The sequence below is a fragment of the Bradyrhizobium sp. Kon56 genome, from assembly GCF_055807635.1.
On the sequence record NZ_JBVVOU010000049.1, the window covers coordinates 20,503 to 27,180 of the forward strand.

2 protein-coding genes are annotated in these 6,678 nt (G+C 63.0%); both read right to left on the reverse strand.

Annotated features, from left to right (window positions below):
• Positions 1-122: 122 nt before the first annotated feature.
• On the reverse strand, positions 123-2,354 hold the full coding sequence (locus AC0L3B_RS35930) for a CHASE2 domain-containing protein (protein WP_377828425.1): 2,232 nt from the start codon (positions 2,352-2,354) through the stop codon (positions 123-125).
• 79 nt (positions 2,355-2,433) lie between these two features.
• A partial coding sequence (locus tag AC0L3B_RS35935) for a beta strand repeat-containing protein (RefSeq protein ID WP_473382225.1) occupies positions 2,434-6,678 on the reverse strand: 4,245 nt, incomplete at its 5' end.

The following is a 6,678-nucleotide window of genomic DNA, read 5'->3' on the forward strand; positions in this document are numbered from 1 at the left end:
CACCGAGTTGAATTCGGCAACGACAGCCAACTCCGATCTGGCGTACAGCTTCTGCTGCGGAGTATGGGTCCCGGCCTGCGCCGGGACGACACCGAGGGTTTAGCCGCTAGCAAGCGCCTCCCTTATTTCGTCAGCAGCGCATAGGCCCCGGTCCAACCTTCCGGCGGTGGATTGACCTGGAATTCCTTGATGCGCACTTCATAGAGCTTGAACAGCTTTTCCAGCGTGTCGGCATCCTCGCTCCTGCGGCCGCGGTCGATCGCGTCCAGCGCGCCCTGCCAGTCGCGGCTGCGATAGCAGGCGAGCATTTCGATGGTGACGTTGCGCAGGCGCTGGAAGGCGCCTGAAAGCATCACATCCTCGCGGCCGGCGATGGCATAGATCACCTCCGGCTCGGTCTTGCCCTTGACCATGATGAAGTCGAGTTCGAGGATCGCGAACTTGTCCTTGGCCGCGAGCGCGGTGCGCGAGCCAACGATAATGGGAAAGCCGTATTCCTTCGACTGGCCTTCCAGGCGCGAGGCCAGGTTGACGCTGTCGCCGAGCACCGAATAGTTCTTCTTCAGGTCGGAGCCCATGTTGCCGACGACTCCGATGCCGGTGTTGAGACCGATACCGACATTGAGCGGGATGTAGACGTGACCGCCATCAATGGCCTCCTGCTCGCGGTCCTTGTTCACCGCGTCGATCTTCTCCAACATCTGGATCGCGGCCTCACAGGCGTTGACCTCGTGCTCGGCATCGTCGAGCGGCGCGTTCCAGAACGCCATGATGGCGTCGCCCATATATTTGTCGATATAGCCCTTCTGATCGATGATCACGTCGGTCAGCGGAGTCAGGAAGCGGTTCATCAGCGCGATCAGGCCCTGCGGATCGTGCTTGTAGGTTTCCGATATGGTGGTGAAGCCGCGCACGTCGGAGAACATGATCGTCATTTCGCGCTCCTCGCCGCCGAGGACGAGTTTTTCCGGTGACTGCGCGAGTTGCTCGACCAGCACCGGCGACATGTATTGCGCGAACATGCCGCGGATCTGCACGCGCTGGCGCTGCTCGCGCACGAAGCTGGCGAAAATCAGCGTCAGATAGATCGCGGTGGTCGAGAGCAGCGGATAAGTGAAGTCGATGAGATAGCGGTGCTGCGCATAGAAGAACCAGGACACTCCGATCAGGATAGCGGCGAAGGTCGCGCCGGCAAGCACGAGGCGAACCGGTCCGAGGTTCGGCGTGAAGATGATGACGAGCAAGCCGATGACGAGCGCGGCGAGCAGCTCGACGCCGAGCGCATAGTTCGGCTGGGAGATCACCGCGCCGCTCAGCACGCTCTCCAGCACCTGGGCGTGGATCTCGACGCCGGGCATGGTCGAGGACACCGGCGTGGTCTTGATGTCGTTGAGCCCAACCGCCGAGGTGCCGATCAGCACCAGCTTGCCGGCGATCTTGTTAGGCGGCACCGTATTGTCGAGCACGTCGGCGGCCGAGACGTAGATCGAGGGATCCTGGCGAGCGTAATGCACCCAGAGCTGACCGTTCCTGTCGGTTGGGATCTCCACGCCCTTGAGACGCACGGCCCGCACGCCGGTCTTGTCGGTCCGAACCAGCAAGGTCGGCGTGCCCGTGACGACACGCAAAATCTCGAGGCTGAGCGAGGGCATGACCATGCCTTGGGCGCGCATGATCATTGGCACGCGCCGGATCAGGCCGTCGCGCTCGGTCTTGATCGAGAACAGGCCGCGGCCGGCCGCGACCTTCTCGATCTCGGGCACGTTGCGCAACAGCCCGGGAAATTCGAACAGGAAGCGCTCAGCGCCCTCCTCGCCGACCGTTGCGACGCCAGTGAAGGGCAGCGACTTGTCGACCTCGGACGAAATCGCCCGCTGCCCGGTCTCGCCCAGGATCACGCGCGAGCGCTTGATCGCTTCGGAGAGGATCTGGTCGTTGCTCGGCAGCTCGCGCAGCTTGGCGCGGGTGGCGTCGTCCAGGTAGCGCATCTGGCTCGCGACCAGATCCGGGTTGAGCCGGTCGGCCTCCGAGAACACGACGTCGAAGCCGATCGCCACCGCGCCGTGATTGGTGAGGTTCTGGATCATGTCGGCGATCCGCGTCCGCGGCCACGGCCACTGGCCGAGCTTGGCGAGGCTCTTGTCGTCGATGTCGACGATGGTGACCGGCCGCGCCGTCTTGTGGCGCGGATCGATCAATTGAAACATGTCGAAGGTGCGCAGCCGCAGTTCCTGGATCGGAGGCGGATCCCAGAGCCGAGCGCCGGCAAATACGACCAGCAGCGCAAGGCACATCAGTCGCGCAAACCCCAACTTGCGCGCAAACCACCGCCGCAGGATCTTGAGACGTTTCATGGTGGCTGGATATCACGCTTTGGCGGTGAACGGCAGCGTGGATCGGGCCTGCCGACGATCGCGGCCCATCATGCAGCAATCAGGCATGGACGATGAAGTCGCTCGCCTGGAGGTGGGCGACACCCTTCAGAAGGATTGTGTCCGAAGCGTTGATCGTGACCAGGGTGTCAGCGGAATTGGTCGGCGAAGCCGCCACGTGCTGCGCCATCCATGCCCCAAAATCGCTGGCGGTCACGACTGCCGACAAGTCGATATGGTCCTGACCGGGCGTGAAATTGGTGATCGTATCGTTGTTGGAACTGGCGGCGAACACGAACTGGTCCTGATGGCCTGTCCCGATGAAGTCATCTTGCCCGGCCGTGCCAAAGAGCAGGCTAACCGTCTTGCTTGCGTTGTGACTGTCGGCCACGGTGAGCGTGACCGTCTGTATGGCCGCACCTTCACTTGCATCAGTGTAGGTCACGGTCTGCAGCGCGGAATTGATATGCGCCAAGGTATCGGACGTCGACGCCGGACTCAAATTGCTACCCGAGCCGGAGGCAACGAGCGTGAAGGTTTCATTGGCAGCCGCATCGGAGTCGGTGGCCGAGATACCGTGCACAGTGACTTGAGCGTCGTCATGCGTGAGGCTGATCTGGTTGACGTCCATTACCGGCGCATCGTTCGCGCCGTCCACGTCCACCGTGAGTGTCGCAGTGCCGGTCGCGCCATGCGCGTCCGTCGTCTGGACCGTAAACGTATCCGCGAAGGGCCCTTCTTGCAACGCGTTGATCGCAGCCGCGTCGGGAACGTAGGTGTAGCTGCCGTCAGAGTGGACCGTCAGCGCGCCGTAGTGTCCTGGAGCCGTCCCGCAACTATCCGCATTCTGGACAGAATAGGTCAGCGTCACCGTCTCGTCGGCATCGGCGTCGGTGCCCGCGAGATTTCCGGTGAGATTGGAGAAGGTGTCGGTCGCCGCCGTGTCCGTAAGCTTGCCGAGGTTGAGAGCGGACAGCGTTGGCACGTCGTTGGCGCCCGTCAGGTCCACCGTGTATATCGCCGTGGAGGCGGCGCCATGTGCATCCGTGACCTGGACCGTGAAACTGTCGGAATAGTGCAAGCAGCCCGGCAGCGCGTTAATCGAAGCCGCATCGGGAACGTAGGTGTAGGTGCCGTTCGTGTTGAGCGCCAGCGCGCCATAGTGACCCGTGACCTCTCCGACTGCCTGGTGATCTGCGTTCAGCAAGGTGTAGGTCAGCGTATCGCCGGAGTCGGCATCGGTCCCGACCACCTGTCCGGTGAGGTCAGAGAAATTATCCGCTGCGCACGTATCGGTGAGCTGCCCGATGCTACCATCGGTCAACACCGGAGCGTCGTTGGCGCCTGTTACGGCAACCGTGAATGATGCCGTGCCGACAGCACCTTGCGCGTCCGTGGTCTGAATCGTGAAGACGTCCGAACAAGGGCCTTCCGAAAGCGCGTTGATCGAAGCCGCATCGGGAACGTAGGTGTAGGTGCCGTTCGCGTTGACCGTCAGCGAGCCGTACAGGCCAGCCGTCGTCCCATGACTATCCGCGTTCAGAACGGCATAGGTCAGCCCCGCCGTCTCTCCATGGTCGGCGTCGGTTCCGACCAGCATTCCCGTGACGTCCGAGAAGCTGTCGGCGATGGAGGTATCGACGAGCGGATCCGTGGTGACCGCGGCCAAGGTCGGCGCGTCGTTCTTGCCTGTGATCGTGACCGTGACGTCGGTTGTGGCGGTCTCGCCGTAATCGTCCGTGCTCGTGATGGTAGAAACCACCTTCGCGGTCTGGTCCTTGGCGAGGAAGTCCAGCGCGCCGTCGGCGATCGAATAGCTCCAGGTGACGATGCCATTGTTCAGCCCGGCCTGCGGCAGAAGCGTCAGCCCGCTCTTGAGCGCCGCGATCTCGTCAAGCGAGAGCGACGAGGTGAGGTTAGTGCTGTGATCGGCGCCAAGCGAGGTCACGTCCTGGCCGGTGATCTGTGCCGACGGCAGGTCGGTCAGGTCGATGTCGGTGAAGTCAATCGCGCCGGTCGCAGGCGTTGAGGTATCGGAGGTGGCGAAGTCGCCGGTGGCGTCCGCCTGCTCGGAGACGCCCCCCGCCAGCACGCCGCCGGCGGTGAAGGCCGGGGCGTGGTCATCGGTCATCGTGATCAGCGTGTGGCCAGTGCCGTCGTCGCTCCCGGCGAAATGGGCATTGCTGTAGTCGGCGCCGGCCAGGTTCAGGCTGATGTGATTGCCGTCCGCATCGGTCACCGTCAGCACGCCGCCGGTCGCGGGATTGGAGTTTGCAACATAGACCGCGCTGGTGCCGAGCCCGTATTTGATCGTCGACAGGTCGATCGTGTCGTTCGCCGACAGCTCCGCGATCGATCCGCCGAACGTATCCGTATCGATCTCAACCGCGGCGCCGTCGCCCGCGAGCTTGATCGTCTGCGCGACCGTGCCTTCGAGCTTCAGCAGCGCACCGGCATCGACGGTGACCGAGCCCGTGCCGGTCAGCAAGCCGAACAGCGACAGCTCGCCATCATGGACCTCGATGCTGCCGGTATTGCTGATGGTGCCCGAGATCGACGCCGTGCCCCAGCTGTCGATGTGGCTGTGATTGACGAGTCCAGGCCCACCCAGGGAGATCGAGGCGCCGTTGAGGAGATCGATGACACCGTCATTGACGATCGACGACGCATTGCCGAAGGCGCTCGTGCCGGCGACCGTCCAGGTGCCGCCGGACTCGTTATTGAAGGTCGCGCTGGCGACCGAGATATTGCCGTTGATGTGGCCGGTGTTGTTGATCGTGAGGCTGCCACCGATCTCGATGATCGCGTCGGTCGCGGAGGTCACGCTCGAAGCGGCGGGCGGCCCGATGGTGCCGGAATTGTTGATCACCGAACCGGTCGTATCCTGCTGGATGTGGATCGCCGCATTGCCACCGGCGCCCACGATGGAGCCGGAATTGACGATGTGGATCGAACCGGTCGCGCCCGAAAACTCCAGCGTCGCGCCAACATCGACGATTACCTTGCCTGAACCGGCGATGCCGCCCGCAAGGTCGAGAATGCCGCTCTGGACCTCGATGATGCCAGTGTTGGTGACGCTGCCCGTGACCGTATCGACGCCGGCGCTGTAGAGATTGCCGGCATTGCTCAGGCTGCCGCCGTTGATCGAAACGTCGGTCAGATAGAGCTTCGAGGTGCCGTCGACCGTGATCGACCCAGCACTGCTGTTGCTAACGGTGAGATTTGCCAGCTTCAGCGTGCCGTGGTTGACTGCCTCAAGAGCCGCAGTGTTGGAGATATCCTCACCGGAGACGTCGAGCACGCCGCCCTTCGCCTGAATGAGATTGTGATTGGTGATGGCGTGAAGCGTGGCGGGATCAATCGTCAGCGTACCGCTGGTGACCGTGATCGTGCCGGTGTTGGTAATGTCGGCATTGTCGATGGCGCTGGTGCCGGTCGATTCCAGCGTACCGGCAATCGTCACCGTGCCGCCGTCGATGGTCGCGCCCTGAAGATCGAGTGCCGAGCCGGACTCGACCGAGACACTACCGCTGCCGGTGTCGGTCACCGTCATCCCGATCAGCTTCAGTGTCCCATGATTGATCGCCGCCAGCGTGCCGGTGTTTGCGATGGCTTCGCCGTTGATGTCGAGCTCGGCGCCATTGGCCCTGAGGATGCCGCCATTCGCGATCGAGCTTGCGGAGGTCGTCGCCAGCAGCGTCAACGCGCCCAGGGTTGCCTCGATCAGATAGTTGTTCGAGATGTTGGCGTCGGTAATCGCAGTTGTGCCGGTCGAATTCAGCGTGCCCGAAACGGTGAGCGCGCCGCCTGTCAGGCTCGCACCGTTCAATGTCAGCTTGCTGCCTGCATCGACCTTGACCGTGCCATGATTGGCGATTGCGGTGCCCGCAACTATCACGTCATCCAGCGTCAGGATGACGCCGCTCTCGACCGTCACGGCAGTGGTGCTCAGCGTCGCCGATTGATCGATCTTGCTGGCGCCGGTGACATCGATCGTGCCGAGACCGTTGATCGTACCACCGCTGATCGTCGCGCCGTTAACTGTCAGCTTGCCGTTGGCATCGACCGTGACGTTACCGGCATTCGCGACCGTCGAGCCCTGGTCGATCGTCAGCGCGCCATTCGTCAGCACCTCGATCGTGCCGGTGCTCGCATTCGTGATCGTCTCGTGGTCCAGCGCGTTGCCGGTGCCGCTGACCTTCAACGCCGCGTTGTTGTTCAGGATGCCGCCGCTCAGCACCGCAGCGCCGGTCAAATCGATCTCGCCATTGCCGGTGACCGTGCCGGTGCCGTTGATCGTCGCCCC